At 68.4% G+C, this 16,218-nt stretch carries 19 protein-coding genes; all 19 read left to right on the top strand.

The annotated features are described in order from the left end of the window. The 19 genes from NE584_RS12465 to NE584_RS12370 all read left to right on the top strand — a co-directional run bounded on the left by NE584_RS12465 (window position 1) and on the right by NE584_RS12370 (window position 16,104). The gene (locus tag NE584_RS12465; protein WP_256182963.1) at window positions 1-1,929 is read left to right on the top strand and encodes an FAD-dependent oxidoreductase; all 1,929 of its coding nucleotides are present in this window, start codon (window positions 1-3) and stop codon (window positions 1,927-1,929) included. Between the two features lie 230 nt (window positions 1,930-2,159). Next, window positions 2,160-2,939 carry a TIGR00282 family metallophosphoesterase gene (locus tag NE584_RS12460; protein ID WP_108980371.1) on the top strand — a complete coding sequence of 260 codons (780 nt, stop codon included), beginning with the start codon at window positions 2,160-2,162 and terminating at the stop codon, window positions 2,937-2,939. Window positions 2,940-2,986: 47 nt separating this feature from the next. Further along, a complete protein-coding gene (locus tag NE584_RS12455; RefSeq protein ID WP_256182962.1) occupies window positions 2,987-4,075 on the top strand; it encodes a DNA repair exonuclease in 1,089 nt (362 codons plus the stop codon). After that, window positions 4,072-6,345 carry an AAA family ATPase gene (locus tag NE584_RS19705; protein WP_337541298.1) on the top strand — a complete coding sequence of 758 codons (2,274 nt, stop codon included), beginning with the start codon at window positions 4,072-4,074 and terminating at the stop codon, window positions 6,343-6,345. Before NE584_RS12455 ends, NE584_RS19705 begins: the two co-directional genes overlap by 4 nt. Next, a complete protein-coding gene (gene lepB, locus NE584_RS12440) occupies window positions 6,342-6,902 on the top strand; it encodes a signal peptidase I (RefSeq protein ID WP_256182961.1) in 561 nt (186 codons plus the stop codon). Before NE584_RS19705 ends, lepB (NE584_RS12440) begins: the two co-directional genes overlap by 4 nt. Window positions 6,903-6,997: 95 nt before the next feature. Further along, window positions 6,998-7,609 (top strand): signal peptidase I, encoded by a 612-nt coding sequence (gene lepB / locus NE584_RS12435; RefSeq protein WP_050623308.1) that lies wholly within the window; start codon window positions 6,998-7,000, stop codon window positions 7,607-7,609. Between the two features lie 373 nt (window positions 7,610-7,982). Further along, window positions 7,983-9,011 (top strand): DUF2804 domain-containing protein, encoded by a 1,029-nt coding sequence (locus tag NE584_RS12430; RefSeq protein ID WP_256182959.1) that lies wholly within the window; start codon window positions 7,983-7,985, stop codon window positions 9,009-9,011. 87 nt (window positions 9,012-9,098) lie between these two features. Continuing rightward, window positions 9,099-9,695: an RNA polymerase sigma factor gene (locus NE584_RS12425; protein WP_256182958.1), complete on the top strand. Its 597-nt coding sequence runs from the start codon at window positions 9,099-9,101 to the stop codon at window positions 9,693-9,695. Further along, the gene (locus tag NE584_RS12420; protein WP_133248321.1) at window positions 9,640-10,278 is read left to right on the top strand and encodes a hypothetical protein; all 639 of its coding nucleotides are present in this window, start codon (window positions 9,640-9,642) and stop codon (window positions 10,276-10,278) included. The genes NE584_RS12425 and NE584_RS12420 overlap by 56 nt, the downstream gene beginning before the upstream one ends. 367 nt (window positions 10,279-10,645) lie before the next feature. After that, entirely contained in the window at window positions 10,646-11,209 is a 564-nt protein-coding gene (locus tag NE584_RS12415; protein ID WP_157954772.1) for a M48 family metallopeptidase, read from the top strand. A 305-nt stretch (window positions 11,210-11,514) separates the two neighbouring features. Then, window positions 11,515-12,120, top strand: coding sequence for a DUF2975 domain-containing protein (locus NE584_RS12410; protein WP_050624501.1), 606 nt, complete (start codon window positions 11,515-11,517; stop codon window positions 12,118-12,120). A gap of 11 nt (window positions 12,121-12,131) precedes the next feature. Beyond that, complete coding sequence (locus NE584_RS12405; RefSeq protein ID WP_050624502.1) at window positions 12,132-12,350, top strand: helix-turn-helix transcriptional regulator; 219 nt, start codon at window positions 12,132-12,134, stop codon at window positions 12,348-12,350. Beyond that, window positions 12,347-12,808 carry a hypothetical protein gene (locus NE584_RS12400; RefSeq protein ID WP_256182957.1) on the top strand — a complete coding sequence of 154 codons (462 nt, stop codon included), beginning with the start codon at window positions 12,347-12,349 and terminating at the stop codon, window positions 12,806-12,808. The genes NE584_RS12405 and NE584_RS12400 overlap by 4 nt, the downstream gene beginning before the upstream one ends. Before the next feature lie 14 nt (window positions 12,809-12,822). Next, window positions 12,823-13,284 carry a hypothetical protein gene (locus NE584_RS12395; RefSeq protein WP_256182956.1) on the top strand — a complete coding sequence of 154 codons (462 nt, stop codon included), beginning with the start codon at window positions 12,823-12,825 and terminating at the stop codon, window positions 13,282-13,284. Between the two features lie 75 nt (window positions 13,285-13,359). Next, window positions 13,360-13,869: a hypothetical protein gene (locus tag NE584_RS12390; RefSeq protein ID WP_256182955.1), complete on the top strand. Its 510-nt coding sequence runs from the start codon at window positions 13,360-13,362 to the stop codon at window positions 13,867-13,869. Continuing rightward, window positions 13,853-14,314: a hypothetical protein gene (locus tag NE584_RS12385; protein WP_256182954.1), complete on the top strand. Its 462-nt coding sequence runs from the start codon at window positions 13,853-13,855 to the stop codon at window positions 14,312-14,314. Before NE584_RS12390 ends, NE584_RS12385 begins: the two co-directional genes overlap by 17 nt. Before the next feature lie 5 nt (window positions 14,315-14,319). After that, the gene (locus NE584_RS12380; RefSeq protein WP_050624507.1) at window positions 14,320-14,853 is read left to right on the top strand and encodes a hypothetical protein; all 534 of its coding nucleotides are present in this window, start codon (window positions 14,320-14,322) and stop codon (window positions 14,851-14,853) included. A 21-nt stretch (window positions 14,854-14,874) separates the two neighbouring features. Beyond that, window positions 14,875-15,312, top strand: coding sequence for a hypothetical protein (locus tag NE584_RS12375; protein WP_108981435.1), 438 nt, complete (start codon window positions 14,875-14,877; stop codon window positions 15,310-15,312). 387 nt (window positions 15,313-15,699) lie between these two features. Continuing rightward, window positions 15,700-16,104, top strand: a complete 405-nt coding sequence (locus NE584_RS12370) for a hypothetical protein (protein WP_256182953.1) — start codon at window positions 15,700-15,702, stop codon at window positions 16,102-16,104. Window positions 16,105-16,218 lie beyond the last annotated feature (114 nt).

The raw sequence follows: 16,218 nt of genomic DNA, 5'->3' as shown, positions 1-16,218 counted from the left end.
ATGAGATTCCCCACCATGTTTTCGCCCATTCAGATCGGCAGCGTGACGGTGCCCAACCGGTTCGTGGTGCCCCCCATGGCCAATAACTTCTCCGACCCGGACGGGTGCCTCAGCCAGCGGTCCCTGGCTTACTACGCCGCCCGGGCCAGGGGGGGCTTCGGGCTGATCACCATCGAGTCCGCTGTGGTCTATGAGCAGGCCAAGGGCGGTCCGCGGAAGGCCTGTCTCTTTGCCGACCACACCATCGACAGCTTCCGCCGGGTGGCGGAGGCCTGCCACAGCTATGGGGCTAAGGTATCCGTCCAGCTCCAGCACGCGGGGCCGGAGGGCAGTTCTGCCCTCACCGGCCACCCCCTGAAGGCGGCCAGCCCTGTCCCCGCCGCCTGCGGGCGGGAGATCCCCCGGGAGATGCCCAGGGACGAGGTCTACCGCCTGATCGAGTGCTATGGGGACGCCGCCCGCCGGGCCCAGCTGGCGGGGCTGGACATGGTGGAGGTCCACTGTGCCCACGGCTATCTGGTGAGCACCTTCCTGTCTGAGCGCACCAATCACCGCACCGACGAGTTCGGCGGCTGCTTCGAGAACCGGCTCCGCCTGCCCCGGCTGATCGTGGAGAACATCCGGCGCAAGACGGGCGGGATCATGCCCATCCTCTGCCGCATCAACGCCAGCGACGAGCTGGACGGCGGTCAGAGCGTCCAGGACGCCGCCGCGGTGGCCGCCTATCTGGAGCAGGAGTGCGGTGTGGATGCCATCCATGTCTCCCGGGCGGTCCACCTGCGGGACGAGTTCATGTGGGCGCCGGGACAGTTCCACGGGGGCTTCAGCGCCCCGCTGGTGGAGGAGATCAAGCGGGCGGTGACGGTGCCCGTCATCGCGGTGGGCCGCTTCACCGAGCCCCAGTACGCCGAGCTGCTGGTCCGGCAGGGGCGGGCCGACCTGATCGCCTTCGGGCGGCAGAGCATTGCCGATCCGGAGCTGCCCAACCGGGCCAGGGACGGGCAGCTGGAGACCCTGGCCCCCTGCATCGGCTGTCTGTTGGGCTGCGTGCCCAACATGCTCTCCGGCAGGCCCATCACCTGCGCGGTCAACCCGCTGGTGGGCCGGGAGCTGGAGTGGGGCCCGGCAGGGCAGAAAAAGCGGGTGGCCGTAGTGGGCGGCGGTCCCGGGGGACTGTACGCCGCCTGGGCCTGCGCCCGGCGGGGGCACCAGGCGGTGCTTCTGGAGCAGGGGGAGCAGCTGGGCGGCACCCTGCGCATCGCCTCCTTTCCCACCGGAAAGGGGCAGATCTCCGCAGCGGTGCGGTCCATGATCGTCCGCTGCCAGCAGGCCGGAGTGGAGATCCGGAACGGCACCCGGGCCACACCCGAGCTACTGCGGCAGCTGGCCCCCGACGCTGCCATCCTGGCCACCGGCTCCGGGCCGCTGATCCCGCCCATCCCCGGACTGGACAGCTGCGGCTTCGTCACCGCCCAGGACATGCTGGAGGGCAGGGCAGTGGTGGGCGCCGGGGTCCTGGTGGTGGGCGGCGGCATGATCGGCTGTGAGGCCGCCGAGTTCCTGGGGGAGCGGGGCCACCGGGTGGCGGTGGTGGAGATGAAAGAGGACATTGCCTCTGATGTGCGGCCGGAGCACCGCCGCTGTCTGTTGAAAAACCTCCGGGAATCCCAGGTGCTGGTGCGCACCGGCGCCCGGGTGGAGCGGTTCTACCCCGACGGGGTGGATTATGTCCTGGCCGACGGGACAGAGGGCTCCCTTCGGGGATATGACAGCGTGGTGCTGGCCATGGGGACCCGCAGCCGGGAGGAGCTGAGGGAGCGTATCGCCGCTTTTGTGCCCCAGGTCCTGGTGGTGGGCGAGGCGGCCAGCGCCCCTGGAAATGCCGTCCGGGCCACCGGAGACGCCCTGGATGCGGCGCTGTCCATCTGAGACGGCAGCTCTAAATAAGAGACAGCGCCCCCGCCGGGCAGAAAAGTCCGGCGGGGGCGCTTTGTGTACAGAGGCGGCGCTCGGAGGGGGGAGGCCGGAAAAGGTGCCGCGGCCAAACAGATGTTTGCGCTTTGGGGCAACATGCCGTATAATAGGAAAAACAGTGCCCCGGAAAGGGGAGGGAGGCGGGCCGCCGGGCGGCGGAGCTGCGCTCCAGGGAGGAGACGAACATGCTGCTTCACATATTGGCGGTGGGAGACGTGGTGGGCGAGGGGGGACAGGATATCCTGTCCCGCCGCCTGAGGGAGATCCAGGAGCGGGAGGACATCCACTTCACCGTGGTCAACGGGGAGAACGCCTCCGGGGTGGGCATAACCCCCCGGCAGGCCCGGGGCATCCTGGAGGCCGGGGCGGACGTGATCACCCTGGGCAACCACACCTGGAACCGCCTTCAGATCGCGGACTTCCTGGACAGCGACGGCCATATCCTCCGGCCGGCCAACTACGCCGGCCGGGTGCCGGGCCGGGGCTTCGGTGTATTCCGGGGACCGGCGGGGGTGCGCATCGGCGTGCTGAACCTGATGGGGCGGCTGGAGCTCAACTCCAACCTGGACAGCCCCTTCCAGGCGGCGGACCGGCTGCTCCGCGGCGCCCCCTGCGACGTGGTGCTGGTGGACTTCCACGCGGAGGCCACCAGTGAGAAGGGGGCTATGGCCTGGTATCTGGATGGCCGGGCTCAGGCGGTGTGGGGCACCCACACCCACGTGCCCACCGCGGACTGCCAGCTGCTGCCCAAGGGGACGGGGTTCGTCACCGACCTGGGCATGACGGGCCCCTACCGCTCGGTGCTGGGCATCCGGCCGGAGCACTCCATGAACCTGTTCCTGGGCGGGCTGCCCCGCCGGTATGAGGAGGCGGAGGGCCCCTGCAAGCTGGAGGCCTGCCGCTTCACCATCGACACGGAGAAGAAGCGGTGCGTGGAGGTGCGCCGGGCGGACCTCTGGGAGTGATGCCGGCGGACCGGCCCATTTTGAACGACCAAGAAAGGAATGGAACCATGCTGAAAGTGCTCCACGGGGCTGACTTCCATCTGGACAGCCCCTTTTCCGGCCTGAAGCCTGATGCGGCCGCCCGGCGGCGGGACGAGCAGCGGGAGCTGCTGGCCCGGCTGACCGATCTGGCCCGGGAGCGGGAGGCCGACCTGGTGCTCCTCTCCGGGGACCTGCTGGACGGGGACCTAGTGTTCCGGGAGACCGTCCAGGCCCTGGCCCGGGCCCTGGGAGAGATCCCCTGCCCCGTATTCCTGGCCCCGGGCAACCACGACTGGTACGGTCCCCAGTCCCCCTATGCCGCGCTGGAGTGGCCGGGGAACGTCCACCTGTTCACCGGCCCGGAGCTGGGGGCGGTGCGGCTGCCGGAGCTGGGCTGTACGGTGTGGGGAGCGGCCTTCTGCGCCCCCCGGCAGAGCACCTCCCCCCTGCGGGGCTTTCATGCCCCGGCGGAGGGGGTCCAGCTGGCCGTCCTCCACGGGGAGGTGGCCGCCCAGGGGGACTACGGCCCCATCTCGGAGGAGGACATCGCCGCCAGCGGGCTGGACTACCTGGCCCTGGGCCATGTCCACCAGTACAGCGGCCTGCGCCGGGCAGGGGAGACTTTCTGGGCTTACCCCGGCTGCCCCGAGGGGCGTGGCTTTGACGAGCTGGGAGAAAAGGGCGTGCTCTGGCTGGAGGTGGAGAAGGGGCGGACAGAGGCGGAATTCGTCCCCCTGTGCCGCCGGAGGTATCAGATCCTGTCCGTGGACCTGACGGGGCAGGCGGACCCCGCCGCCGCCGTGCTGGCCGCGCTGCCCACACAGACGGGGGAGGACATCTACCGCCTCCTCCTCACCGGGGAGCGGGGACTGGAGGGGCTGGATCTGGGGGAGCTGGAGCGGGAGCTCTCCCCCAGGTTCTGGGGCCTGACCCTGCGGGACCATACCCGGGCGGCCCGGGCCCTGTGGGAGCGGAGGGGGGAGGACACCCTCACCGGCCTGTTCCTCCGGGAGATGGAGGGGCGCTGTCAGGCGGAGCCGGAGAATGAGGCGGTGCAGCTGGCGGTCCGGTTCGGACTGGCCGCTTTGGAGCATGGGGAGGACGTGGCACTGTGAAGATCAAACGCATGACAGCCTCCTTCGGGGGGCTGGAGGGGGCGCGGCTGGAGCTGGGCCCCGGACTGAATGTGATCCAGGCCCCCAACGAGGGGGGAAAATCCACCTGGGCGGGCTTTTTGAAGGCCATGCTCTACGGCATCGATACCCGGGACAGGGACCGGAAGGGCTATCTGGCGGACAAGAACCGCTACCAGCCCTGGTCCGGGGCCCCCATGGAGGGGGAGCTGGTCCTCACCTGGCACGGGCGGGACATCACCCTGCGCCGGGGGCGTCAGGGGAACAGCCCCTTTGGGGCATTCTCCGCCGTCTACACCGGTACCGAGGAGCCGGTGTCCGGCCTGACCGGCGACACCTGCGGCCAGCTCCTGCTGGGGGTGGGGCAGGAGGTCTTTGAACGCTCCGCTTTCGTGGGCCAGGGGGGCTCCCTGGCCGTCACCTCCGTGCCGGAGCTGGAGCGGCGCATCGCCGCCCTGGTTTCCTCCGGGGAGGAGGACGTGTCCTTTTCCCAGGCGGAGGGGCAGCTGCGGGAGTGGCTGAACCGGAGGAAGGTGAACAAGAGCGTGGGCCTGATCCCCAGACTGGAGGGGGAGCTGGCCGAGACCGGGGCGGTGCTCTCCCGGCTGGAGGAGGCCAACCGGACCCTGTCCCGCCTGGAGGGGGAGAAGGCGGAGCTGGAGGGCAGGAAGACTGTCCTGGAGGCGGAGCGGCGGACCCACCGCAGGCTGGATGCCCTGGAGCTGGACCGCCGGTACACCCAGGCACGGCAGGATTTGGAGGCTGCCCGGCGGCAGGCTGACGCTTTGGAACGGGAGCAGGCCCGGTACGGCGCCCTGCCGGAGCGGGAGGAGCTGAAGCGGGCCCAGGGAGAGCTGCAATACCTGAAGGTGCTGGAGGAGGAGATACGCCAGGGTGAGGGGGCGCTGCGGGAGGCCGAGGAGGCCTATGAGCAGGCCCGGCGGGAGGCTCTGGACGACCGCTTCAACGGGATGAGCGGGGAGGAGGCCGTCAGCCGGGCGGCCGCCGACGGGGCCCTCTGGCGGGAGGCACTGGAGCGCGCCCGTAGGGAGAAGCGCCGCTTTCCCCTCCTTCTGAGTGTAGGCCTGGCGCTGCTGGTCCTGTCCGCAGCCCTGGGCGCCGTACTGGACGGCAGCTTCCTGCCCTGGCTCCTGGGCGGCGCGGCCTGCTGCGGGGCGCTGGCCCTGGCCGCAGTCCTGGCCCTGCGCCGGGCGGGGCGGGCCTCCGCCCAGGCGGACCAGGTGCTGGCCCGGTATAGGGCGGGCAGCGGGGAGGAGATCGCCGCCCTGGCGGAGGACTACCGCCGCCGGGACGAAACAGCCCAGGAGGCCTCCCGACAGGCGAAGGTGGTGCGGGAGACACTGGCGGACCGGAAAGCCCGGCGGGAGAACAGCCGGGTCGATCTGCTCTCCTTTGTCCACGCCTTTGCCCCGGAGGTGTCCGACCTGTTTGGCTGCTCCGCCGCCCTCTCCCGGGCCCTGAACCTGGAGGAGCGGCAGGGTCTGGCCCGGACCAGGCTGGAGGGGGCCAGAAGGCTGTTTGACGAGCTGGCGGCCCAGGGCGGGCAGGCCCTGGAGGCCATGCCGGAGGGCCTGACGCGGCCGGAGCGCCCCCCGGAGGAGACGGAGGAGCAGCTGGCGGCCGTCACCGCCGCCCTGGAGCGGGTGGAGCGGCTGAGGAGCATGGCCCTGGGGGAGCAGCGGGCGGTGGGTGACCCCGCTGCCCTGGCCGCCCGCCGGGAGGAGCTCCAGGGGGAGCTGGACCGGCGGAAGACGGAGTATGAGGCCATCAGCATCGCCCTGGATGCCCTGAAGCGGGCCAACACCCAGCTCCAGGAGCGCTTCTCCCCAGAGCTGAACCGGCGGGCGGGGGAGTGGATGGCCCGCCTGACGGGGGGAAAGTACGCTGCCGTCTCCCTCACCCGGGAACTGGAGGCGGCCGCCCTGGAGCGGGACAGCGTGCTGCCCCGGCGGTCCCTGGCACTGTCCCGAGGGACAGTGGACCAGCTGTATCTGGCGGTGCGGCTGGCGGTGTGCCAGCTCTGTCTGCCCGGGGAGGACCCTGCCCCCCTGGTGCTGGACGACGCGCTGGTCACCTTTGACGACCGGCGGATGGCTCTGGCCCTGGACGCCCTGGCGGAGCTGGGCCGGGAGCGGCAGATCCTGCTGTTCACCTGCCAGGAGCGGGAGGGAAACTACCTGGAGGGCAGGCCCGGGGTGACCCGCACCGCCCTGAGGGGAGGAGGCGCATGAGGGGAGCAATGGCGGAGAAGGAGCCGGGAAGGGGGCTGTTCGAGTGGCTCCAGACCCTGATGACGGCTGTTGTATGTATGGTGCTGCTGTTCACCTTTGTGGGCCGGGTAGTCCGGGTGGACGGCCGCTCCATGGACCCCACCCTGGCCCATGGAGAGCTGCTGCTGGTCTGGTCCATGGGCTATGAGCCCAGGGCCGGGGATATCGTCATCGCCAGCAAGACCACGGCGGAACCCCTGGAGGGGGAGGCCGTCGTCAAGCGGGCCGTGGCTCTGGCGGGGCAGACGGTGGAGCTGGACTACGGGGAGGGCCGGGTACTGGTGGACGGACAGGCCCTGGCGGAGCCCTACCTTCTGGAGCCCATGGCCCTGCCCCAAAAGCCGGAGATGCAGGGGACGCGGTTCCAGGTGGAGGCGGATTCCCTGTTCCTGCTGGGGGACAACCGCAACGGCTCCACCGACAGCCGGCACAGCGGGGTGGGCAGCGTGCACCGGGACTGCCTGCTGGGCCGGGCGGTGGCGGTGATCTGGCCCCTGGACCGCCTCCGGCTGCTGTGACGGGAATTTCCCTTGCAATCCCGGCCGGGAGCCGGTATAATAAGAGACCGATCAACACAGTGCGCTCCGCCCGTCGGAGCGGGAGGAGCTTGCCAATGTCGGAAGAATTTGAGGCCCGGGCCGGAGCGCCCCAGCAGCCCCCTCAGGAGGGGGCGGAGGAGCAGGAGAAGCTGCCCCAGGAGGAGCTGTTTTACTGGCTCCAGACCCTGGTAACTGCCATCGTGTGCATCGTACTGGTGTTCACCTTCCTGGGGCGCATCACCCGGGTGGTGGGCCACTCCATGGATGACACCCTGGCGGACGGAGAGCTGCTGGCGGTGTGGTCCCTGGGCTATGAGCCGGAGCAGGGGGACATCGTGGTGCTGAACAAGACCACTGCCGACTTCCTGGAGGGGGAGGCCATCGTCAAGCGGGTCATCGCCCTGGAGGGACAGACGGTGGACATCGACTACGACGCGGGCACAGTGGCGGTGGACGGACAGGTGCTGGACGAGCCCTATATTCTGGAGGAGATGCTGTGGCCCTCCTCCAGCCACATGCAGGAGACCCACTTCGAGGTGCCGGAGGACTCCATTTTCGTCATGGGAGACAACCGCAACGGCTCCACCGACAGCCGGCACGAGTGGCTGGGCGCCATTGATGAGGACTATATCCTGGGACAGGCGGTGGCGGTGCTGTGGCCGCTGGGCCGGATCGGCCTGCTGTAACGGGAAAATAAGCTGAGCGCGCGGACCTTCTGGCCCGCGCGCTCAGCTTATCGAAAAACTTCCCCCACGTGAAGCCTCGCAGAGTTCCGTCGCCTGCAGGCGACGGAATGAAATCAAAATCCGTCATTTCCGAGGACATGAGCCTCGGAAATGACACTTCTCATGGCGGGTGGGGCGACTATTTCGCATGAAATCGAGTCCCACACGCCATGCAGCCCTCTTCTCGAAAAAGGCACTTGTGCCTTTTTCGAGAGTCTCCAACGGGGGCCGCACGGATGTGCGGCCCCCGTTGGCCCTTTCTTTTCCCTGAGATCGATGGTAAAATAGCCCTGTGGAACGCCGGCGGGACTCCGGCGGAAAGGAGGCACGACTGATGCAGCATGAGATCACACAGGCCATCCCGCTGCTGGACGAGCAGGGGGAGCTGACCCAGCCGGGGTGGGCCCGGAGGCTGCTGCCTGTGTACGACCGCTCCAGGGTGAGGGGCGGCCCTCTCCGTCTGAAGGAGAGGGACTGCTATCTGGTGATGAACCGCCAGTGCGCCCTGGCCCTCACCATTTCGGACAACCGCTACATGGGGATGGACTCCATCTCCCTGATCGACCTCTGGGAGGGATGGCAGGTGACCCGCAGCCCCATGCGGCTCATGCCTCTGGGCGGGACAGGGCTGCCCCAGAGCTCTCTCCGGGGCAGCTGCGCCAGGGCCGGGCGGGGCTACGGCCTGCTGTTCCAGCATGAGGGAGAGGGGCGCACCCTCCACGCCCATATGGACCGCTTCCGGGACGGGCAGGCGCTGGACGCCCAGATCCTGCTCACCCAGGAGCCGGAGGAGTCCATCGTGATGTGCACGCCCTTTGAAAAGCCGGGGCAGTTCTATTTCAACCAGAAGATCAACTGCATGCGGGCCCAGGGAAAGGTCACTCTGGGGGACCGGGAGTATGTCTTTGACCCGGAGGACTCCTTCGCGGTGCTGGACTGGGGCAGAGGGGTGTGGACCTGCCGCGGCACCTGGTACTGGGGCTCCGCCTCCGGCATGGTGGACGGGGTCCCATTCGGCTTCAACATCGGATACGGCTTCGGGGACACCTCCGCCGCCACGGAGAACGCCCTGTTTTATGGCGGGAAACTCCACAAGCTCTCCCAGGTGACCTTCCATATCCCACGGAAGAACGGACGGGAGCACTACCTGGCCCCCTGGACCTTCGACAGCGACGACCGGCGCTTTCGGATGAAGTTCCGCCCCATCCTGGACCGGGCGGCCTGCCCCAGTGCCGGCGTGGTGCGGTCCGGCCAGCACCAGGTATTCGGCAGCTTCACCGGCACCGCGGTGCTGGACGACGGCACGGCGGTCCGGCTGAAGGAGCTTCTGGGCTGCGCGGAGAAGGTGGACGACCGCTGGTAGGCAAGATTCAGACAAATACGCCGCAAATTGAAACCAAAAGCCCGTCTTCTGTGTTTATAGGGGTGAAACGCGTTTCAGGGAAAGGATGTGACACCCATTCAGGAACAGGAGATGTGGCGGGCCCTGCGCCGGGGGGACCCCCGGGGGCTGGAGGAGCTGATGAGCCGCTATACCCCCTATGTGGCCGCGGTGGCCGCCCGGGTGCTGCCCGGCCGGCCCCAGGACTGGGAGGAGCTGACAGCGGACGTGTTCCTGTCGGCCTGGGAGCACCGGAAGGCGCTGCGCCCGGAGCAGATCCGGGGCTGGCTGGGAAAGGTGGCCCGGAACCGGGCGCTGAACCGCCTGCGGGCCAGCCGGGAGGTCCTGGCGCTGGAGGAGGACGTGCTCTGTCTGGCGGAGGACGGCCCCCAGCGCCTGCTGGAGGAGCGGGAGCAGGCGGAGCTGGTCCGGCGGGCCCTGGGAGAGCTGGAGAGGCCGGACCGGGAGCTCTTCGTCCGGCACTACTACTACGGCCAGACGGTGGCCCGGGCGGCGGAGGAGATGGGGCTCAACCCGTCCACCGCCAAGACCCGGCTCCGCCGGGGCCGGGAGAAGCTGAAGGAACATTTGCGGAAAGCGGGGTTTTGTGTTGAAGAAGCTGAAGATCTCAAGCCTGATGAACGAGTATCAGGATCAGGAGAGTGAGCCTGTCCCCCAGCCGGGACTGGTGGATGGGGAGCGGGTGCGCCAGCGGGTGCTGGGACAGGTGGCCGGACGGAGAAGACGGAAGCTCCGCCGGGCCGTGATCGCGGCCGTGGCCGCGGCGGCCTGCCTGGGCCTGGTGGCCTGGACCTGGGGAGAGAGGATCTATCAGATGGCCTCCGGAGGCCAGGTGACCATCGGAGAGGGCTATGGGTCCGTCACCATGTCGGACGGGAAGGGAGAAGAGGGGGAGCCGCTGGTGGTCTCTCTGGAAGCGGGACGGCTGTGGTTCGTGGCCGGCGGCGAGCGGACCGATATCACCGATCTGGTGGACGAGGACACCCCCTACGTCCACACCTACACCGACGGGGAGGGGGTGCTCCACTATTTCCTGGTGGGGGGCACCCCGGAGGACTACGGCTGGTTTGAAGGGCTGAAAGCCCCGGACGGCAGCGGCGGCGGCGCCGGTGTGCTGAGCAGCGTGGTGCCGGAGCCGGGAACCGTGGAGACGGCGGAGGAGCCCGGATGGTACACGGCGGGAACGGCGCAGGTCCAGGCCCTCTGGCGGGCCCAGCAGGGAAAATAAAATGGGAGAAGCGGGCGGCTGTCAGGCCGCCCGCGGCCTTTGTTTGGGGAGAAATGCCGGCCCACGGGCCGTGTGCCGTGGCTTCGGGCCCTGTATGGTGCGCACCCCTCCCGGCCCCTGTGCAGGGGCGAGGCCCAGACCCGCCCGGCCTTCTGGAGCGATTGCCCCCCTCATCCGGCACGGCATATGCCGCCCTGCGCAGGGGCTGAGGAGAGGGGCGCCGTTGTACGACCCGAACCGGCCGCCGGGAGAGCGGTATGGGGGGAGCACACCGGGCGGAGCTGGGGGCACTCACCGCCCTTGCATTTTCTCCAAAATTCTGTTATCCTCCATGGAAAGACTGGGTACAGAGAGGGGGCGGAACAGGATGGAGCAGCTGCGGATCACAGACACTCCGGCGGGGCCCATCTCCTATCTGCTCACCCGAAAGCGGGTGAAAAACCTCAACCTCCGGGTCCGGAACGGTCAGGTGAGCCTGTCGATGCCGCTGGGCTGCCCGGCAGAGGAGGCGGACGCCATGGTCCGGGCCAAATGCCGGTGGATCATCCAGGCGCTGGAGCGGCAGTGGGCCCCGGGGCCGGAGCTGCCGCCGGAGCCCGCCCGGCGGGAGTGCCTGCGGCTGCTGGGGGAGGCGCTGGACCGGGTCTATCCTCTGGTGCAGCCCCTTGGGGTGGCCTGGCCGGAGCTGAGGCTGCGCCGTATGAAGAGCCAGTGGGGCAACTGCCACTGGCGGCAGGGCTACATCACCCTGAACACCGCCCTGGCCCGCTGCCCGGAGACCCTGCGGGACTATGTGGCCCTCCATGAGCTGGTCCACTTTGTCCACCCGGACCACGGGCCGGGCTTTTACGGGCTGATGGACCGGCTGATGCCGGACTGGCGGCAGCGGCGGAAGGAGCTGCGGCGCTATGGCGGGGCACTGGCGGGATGACGGCCCCCTCACCCCGGCGCGGCGGGGGGCTCTGGTTGTACGATCCCGTGCAAATAGGGCCCCGTAACAGTAACAGAGATAGTAATGGAAAAGAAACAGTTATCTCTGTAATAGGAACAGTCAGTGCGGCGCCGCGTGCGCTGGTGAGAGAAAGAGAGAGCGGTTTTTTAAGGGATGCGTCTCCGGACTCCCCCGTCCGGAGGTTTCTTTTCCCTTTGGATTTATCGAAAAACAATAAAAATATATTGACAATCGTGTTTTGAGGTGGTAGGATATGGGCAATTACAAAGGAGGGAGCCGCGCTCATGGAACACAACGTGGTCGTCCGCATGGCCAAGGTCCTGTATGGGATGGTGCTGGCGGTATTTGTCTTCAATCTGCTGGTCCTGCCTCTGGTGCCGGGCTATACCATGATGGCCTATGAGGGGATGGGGATGGGACACCCCAGCATCAGCTCCCTGATGGGGACCATGCGCTCCCTGCTGGGGGCTGGTGTGCCCGCATGGGAGATCCTGGTGGTGCGGCCCCTGGCCATGCTGGGAGGCGACTGGTCGGGGTACGGGCCGGAGGTGTGGTGGAGCGCGGCCTTTTTCCTGGGCTGCGGCATCTGTACCGCCGTGCTCCTGTGGCAGGCCCGGTGCATCCTGTCCACGATCATCGTCCAGACTCCCTTTCAGCGGTCCAATGCCCGGTCCATGAAGCGGGCGGCGGCCAGCTGCTGGGGCATCGCCCTGCTGGCGGCAGTGCGGATGGCGGTGTGGTTCCTGCGGCTGAGGAGCGCAGCCCCGCTGTTCACCTTCACAGCCTTGTTCATTCCGGTGTCGCTGATGGCGGGCCTGCTTTTCCTGGTGATGTCTGCCCTGTTCCGCCAGGCGGCGGAGCTGAAAGAGGACCAGGACCTGACCATCTGAGGGGGCGGAGCATGAAGATCGTAGTCAACCTGGACGTGATGATGGCCCGGCGCAAGATGTCCCTGGGGGAGCTGGCCCAGAAAGTGGACATCACCATGGCCAACCTGTCCATCCTGAAGAACAACAAGGCGAGGGCTATCCGCTTTTCCACTCTGGAGGCCATCTGTGCCGCCCTGGACTGCCAGCCCGGGGATATTCTGGAATTCGTGCCGGAGGAGGGAGACCGATGAAGGCGCTGCCCATTCTGCTGGTCCTTCTGATGCTGTGGAGCGCCATCTGGAGGCCCGGCCCGGGGGACTATGTGGCCCGGGAGCTGGAGCTGGAGCTCCCCACGGCCCAGACAACGGACACCTATGACGACCACGGCGGCTTCCACGGGGACGGCCTGCTCCACACGGAGCTGACCTTCTCCCCGGAGGACGGGGCCCGGGTGGAGGAGGCGGTGTCCCACCATCCCTCGGGCAGGTGGAACCCCTTCCCCATGGACGACAAGATGGAGTCCTTCCTCTACCGGGGCGGGGCGGCGGAGCTGGCGGGCTGGACGGTGCCGGAGCACGGATGGTGGTATCTGCTGGACCGGCAGGAGGACCGGGAGGGCAGCATGTTCCAGCGGTCCTCATTCAACTACACCCTGGCGGTGTACGACAGCGCCGCCGCCACCCTGTCCTATCTGGAATTTGACACCTGAGGAGGGAGAGCGGGATGGAGCGGAGGGAAAAGAGGGCGCTGGCCTTTCTGCTGGCCGCCTCGCTGCTCTGCCTGGCCCTGGTGGGCCTGGCCGCCGGGGACCCTCCGGCGGAACGGGCGGAGGCCCTCTTCCGGGCCGGGCGGGAGGAGTTCGACCGGGCGGCGGCGGAGCTGCTGGCGGGGAATGGGCCGGCGGAGCTGCCCCGGGGCGTGACGGAGGTCACCCTCTACCCGGCGGGGGAGGGGCGGGTCCAGACCGTGGAGTTCCTCTGCGGAGGCTGGGGGGTGGGCCCCTCCACCAGCTATTGGGGGATCAGCCATGTGCCCTCAGACGTCCTGACAGGCTTCCAGGGGGCGGCGCTGTCGGGCTGGGAGCCCTGGGACGGCGGCTGGCTCTGGAGAGAGGCGGGGGGCGACAACCGCTGCTTTGTGCGCAGGCTGGAGCCCGGGTGGTTCTGCTTTGAGATGCGGTTCTGACCGCTCCAACGGCGCGGCCCGGTGTGCGTTTTAAGGTAACATAAATTATAATATGGTAAACTCTGGAGGAAACACATGCCTGTGGTGATGCTGCTTTTGATCCTGATGCCCCTGACCATGGCGGGGGAGCTGTGCATGCTGTGCCAGTGTCTGTTTCTGGGGCGGGGCCGGGCGCGCCGAAGGCTGGCCCTTCTGGCCGGGGCCGTCCTGCTCCTGCTGGCGGTCTGGCTGGGGGGCGGCGCCCTGCTGGAGACGGCGGGCCTGGGCTGGCGGCGGTGGGTGTCCGGCGGACTGGTGGCGGCAGCTGCCATCGCCGCGGCTGCGCTGGCCCTCCTCCTGCCCCGGGAGCTGCATACGCTGCTCCCGGGGGCAGAGAGCCTGGGCAGGATCTGCTCCTATCTGACTGTGCTTGTGCTGGCGGCCTGTCTTGGGCTGCTGTCCATGCTGGGGCTGTGGAGGGATCGGGTCAGGGAGTGGGAGGGGCAGACCGTGGTGGCGGAGTACAGCGGCATTTTCCGGGAGACTGGATACCGTTATGTAAACTGGTTCGTCCACGGGGAGCAGGTCTATGTGTGGGAGGACTGAGACAGTGGAGTGGCGGCGGATGGTCCGGGCCCTGGCGGGGGCGGCGGCGGTCCTGACAGTCCGGTACGGGGGCGGCTTCCTGCTGGCGCTGGCCGGCCTGGGCTGGCGGTGCTGGGTCCGAAACCTGATGGTGCTGGTACTGTGCGTCCTCCTCTTCCAGGGGATCTGGTATGGGCTCCAGGTACTGGGGGAGCGCCCCCGGGTCCGGGGGCGCTGGCCGGAGATCGTCCTGGGTCTGGCCGGCGGCGCGGCTCTGGTGGGGCTGGCGCTCTTCCTTCTCCTGTTCGTCTTTTTCCTGCGGGATTATGACCGAGTCAGCGAGTGGGAGGGACAGGCTGTGGTGGCGGAGTACAGGGGAATCGACCGGGGGAGCCATCAGTGCCCCAGGGTCTGCCGATATGAAAGCTGGCTCCTCCGGGGGGAGGAGCTGGGGCCCGGGAGGTGACGGGGATGGACACTGTGAGCTGGCTCAGCTTTTTTACCGCCTCCGGCCTGGGGGCGGCCCTGGGGGTGCTGTCCCTGACGGCGCTGGGGGCCTGCCTGTATCTGAGAGCCCCAGGGCAGAGGCGGCTGGCCATCCTGGCCGCGGCGCTGGGCTGTGTGCTGGTCCTCCAGTATGGGGGCGGTGCCCTGCTGGAAGAACGGGGGCTCTTCTGGCGGGGGTGGGTCCAGACCGCCCTGTCTCTGACCGGGGGCGGGCTGGCGGTCCTCCTGCTGGCAGGGACCATCCGGGGCCTGGGGGCGCTCTGCCTGGGGAAAGACTGGGTGACAGCGGTGTGCGTCCTGGGCTGTGCGGCAGCCCTGCTGGGGGCGGCCGCCTGCGCCGGAGCGGGGCTTGTGGGAAGCGGCGGGAGAGAACAGGTGGTCCGCCTGGCGGGAGAGACCCTGGTGGTCCGGGATGCGGATCTGCTCCACCAGGTGGGATGGCGTTATGTAAATTTGTTCGTGCATGGAGAGCCCCTGGCCTGTTGGCGGGTCTCATAAAAAGAGAGGAGGAACACAGCGATGAACGCAGCGGAAATGAAGAGGGCGGCGGGCCGGGCTCTGGAACTGGGGCTGACGGCAGTGCTGACCGTCCCCGTGGTCCTGGTCATACTGGCGGCCGCGGCGGCGGTGGTGTGGCTGTGGGCGAGCCGTATGCTGCCCCAGCCGGTCTATGAGCCGGAGACCTTCACCCAGGCCCGGTGGGAGGAGCTGGATGACCGGGGCGTGCTGGTAGACAGCCTACTGGAGCAGTACGACGGGCTGGAGGGCATGGACCTGGCGGAGGTGCAGGCCCTGCTGGGGGAGCACCCCTATACCCGGGAGGACCCGGAGGTGGGGATGTACCGGGACGGCTACTACATCGGCGCGGGCCGGGAGAACAGCGGCCGGGAGGAGGTCATGGTGCTCCAGTTCCGGGACGGGGAAGTGATCCGGGTGGAGTTTGAAGACGCCGGCTGACCGGAGGGGGCGCCTTCCGCCGGACCGGTCCAATGGGACGGAGGGGCAGGCCCCGCCCCTACGCAAAGACCGAAGGCATCCCGCAGGGATGACTTTGGGAAACTGCCCCCAAGGTTGTCCCTCGGGGGAAGGGTGGTGCGGCGCTGCCGTGTCCCCAGTCCAAAGCCTTCCCCCCTGGGAGGGGAAGGTGGCGCGGCGGATGCCGTGACGGATGAGGGGCCTTCCTTCCACGCCACAGCCACCGGGCGGGACCCTTCTGGGTCATTCTAGGGGCAGGCCCCGCCCTACACAGAGGCCGGAGGGCGGTGCACAGGGCCCGATGGGGGAATTGGACCCTGCGGAGAAAAACGGGCCCCGAAGAAACGGCCGCCCCTTTGGGGGAGACCTATGGGAGGACAAAAGCTCCAGGACACAGAAAGGACGAATGAAGTGGGGGACGGATGGATGAACTTGGGGAGCCTGCTGCTGGGCCTGACCGCCTGGGGCATCCCAGCGGTGTATTTCTCCCGGAGAAAGCCGGGCGGGGACCGGGCAGGGCTGGCCTGTCTCCTCAGCATGGCGGCCTGCGCCGGGGCCCTGTTTTTGCAGGTCCTCTACAACAAGCATCTGGTGGAGCTCCAGGACTGGTCCGCCCTGATGGACACCAGCGGAGCGGTGGCCTGGGTGTCCGCCCTCCTGCTGGCGGTGACGCTGATCCTTGACCTGTTCTGCCTGTGGGCGGAGGGAAAGCTGAATGGGGAGGAGCGGGGCAAGGGCGGCCCGGAGGAGCCGGAGATACGAAGGGAGGCGTGAGGCGGCGCTCTGGCCGCCCATCCCGCGCCGCCGCTCCCATGAACAGAGAGAAAAAGACTGACCTGCCCAATGTGGGCGGGGTCATGGCATTCTTCAACGGAGGCAACGACCTTG

This window comes from Clostridium sp. DFI.5.61 (assembly GCF_024462915.1).
In the GTDB taxonomy this organism is placed as follows: Bacteria; Bacillota; Clostridia; order Oscillospirales; family Oscillospiraceae; genus Lawsonibacter; species Lawsonibacter asaccharolyticus.
Note: the sequence above shows the minus strand (reverse complement) of the source record. Positions and strands in the feature narration are given on the sequence as shown.

Bases quoted from the DNA above. Each gene is read 5' to 3' on its own strand.
- NE584_RS12405 (WP_050624502.1), top strand. From the start codon at position 12,132: ATGAAGATCGTAGTCAACCTGGACGTGATGATGGCCCGGCGCAAGATG.
- NE584_RS12375 (WP_108981435.1), top strand. From the start codon at position 14,875: ATGAACGCAGCGGAAATGAAGAGGGCGGCGGGCCGGGCTCTGGAACTG.
- NE584_RS12395 (WP_256182956.1), top strand. From the start codon at position 12,823: ATGGAGCGGAGGGAAAAGAGGGCGCTGGCCTTTCTGCTGGCCGCCTCG.
- NE584_RS12465 (WP_256182963.1), top strand. From the start codon at position 1: ATGAGATTCCCCACCATGTTTTCGCCCATTCAGATCGGCAGCGTGACG.
- NE584_RS12400 (WP_256182957.1), top strand. From the start codon at position 12,347: ATGAAGGCGCTGCCCATTCTGCTGGTCCTTCTGATGCTGTGGAGCGCC.
- NE584_RS12390 (WP_256182955.1), top strand. From the start codon at position 13,360: ATGCCTGTGGTGATGCTGCTTTTGATCCTGATGCCCCTGACCATGGCG.
- NE584_RS12415 (WP_157954772.1), top strand. From the start codon at position 10,646: ATGGAGCAGCTGCGGATCACAGACACTCCGGCGGGGCCCATCTCCTAT.
- NE584_RS12410 (WP_050624501.1), top strand. From the start codon at position 11,515: ATGGAACACAACGTGGTCGTCCGCATGGCCAAGGTCCTGTATGGGATG.
- NE584_RS12430 (WP_256182959.1), top strand. From the start codon at position 7,983: ATGCAGCATGAGATCACACAGGCCATCCCGCTGCTGGACGAGCAGGGG.
- lepB (WP_050623308.1), top strand. From the start codon at position 6,998: ATGTCGGAAGAATTTGAGGCCCGGGCCGGAGCGCCCCAGCAGCCCCCT.
- NE584_RS12460 (WP_108980371.1), top strand. From the start codon at position 2,160: ATGCTGCTTCACATATTGGCGGTGGGAGACGTGGTGGGCGAGGGGGGA.
- NE584_RS12385 (WP_256182954.1), top strand. From the start codon at position 13,853: ATGTGTGGGAGGACTGAGACAGTGGAGTGGCGGCGGATGGTCCGGGCC.
- NE584_RS12380 (WP_050624507.1), top strand. From the start codon at position 14,320: ATGGACACTGTGAGCTGGCTCAGCTTTTTTACCGCCTCCGGCCTGGGG.
- NE584_RS12370 (WP_256182953.1), top strand. From the start codon at position 15,700: ATGGGAGGACAAAAGCTCCAGGACACAGAAAGGACGAATGAAGTGGGG.
- lepB (WP_256182961.1), top strand. From the start codon at position 6,342: ATGAGGGGAGCAATGGCGGAGAAGGAGCCGGGAAGGGGGCTGTTCGAG.
- NE584_RS12455 (WP_256182962.1), top strand. From the start codon at position 2,987: ATGCTGAAAGTGCTCCACGGGGCTGACTTCCATCTGGACAGCCCCTTT.